2 protein-coding genes are annotated in these 697 nt (G+C 58.1%); both read left to right on the top strand.

Translation table 11 applies throughout. From position 1 onward, the window contains the following. A partial coding sequence (locus tag NAM01S_RS34635; protein ID WP_169810951.1) for an acyl carrier protein occupies positions 1-559 on the top strand: 559 nt, incomplete at its 5' end. Between the two features lie 42 nt (positions 560-601). After that, positions 602-697 (top strand): polyketide synthase docking domain-containing protein (locus NAM01S_RS37470; protein WP_157108053.1); only part of this gene is annotated, 96 nt, incomplete at its 3' end.

Here is a 697-nt window from a genome sequence, read left to right as displayed (position 1 = left end):
AACCACAGAAAACCAGCAGGTACAACGGCCGTCACTTGCGCAGCAGCTATTGCAAGTAATTCCTGAGCAGAGACACGGCCTTCTGCTTGAAATGGTCCGGAAGCACATTGCAGAGCAGCTGCATCATGCGTCGAGCGCGGACGTGAAACCGAACCGACCACTTCAAGAGCTCGGGTTCGACTCATTAGCTGCGCTGCAGTTCCGTAATCGCCTCAACAAGGTCACTGGTCTGCAGCTGCCGACAACCATCGTCTTCGACCACCCGACGCCCTTCGCCTTGGCCGAACACTTACTTGCCATGTTGGCGCCGCCAGCACCAGAGCTTGGCCCAGCCATGTTGGCGCAGCTCGGGAACCTCGAAACCGATCTGCTCGCGATTCCCCGGACCAGTCCCTACTACACACGCGCAGCCGACCGTCTTCGGAGAGTGTTGAGGAAGTTGAGTCAGCCCGACAACAGCGACGCGGAAGACAGTAGTTCTCCATCACCCGGTCTCGACGCCGCGACGGATTCTGAACTACTCGACGCACTGAACGCCGAACTGCGCATCCGTAAGTAATCGGCAGCTGAGCTCCGATACGAAGAATAGTGAGCCCCCCAAATGAACGAAGCGGAACTGCGCGACTACCTCAAACTTGCCACCGTTGAGCTGCAACACGCCAATCGCCGAGTGCGCGAGTTGGAGTCGAAGGATCAC

This window comes from Nocardia amikacinitolerans NBRC 108937, assembly GCF_001612615.1.
Taxonomy (GTDB): Bacteria; Actinomycetota; Actinomycetes; order Mycobacteriales; family Mycobacteriaceae; genus Nocardia; species Nocardia amikacinitolerans.
The sequence above is the reverse complement of the archived record's forward strand: the minus strand, read 5'-3'. Positions and strand labels throughout refer to the sequence as shown.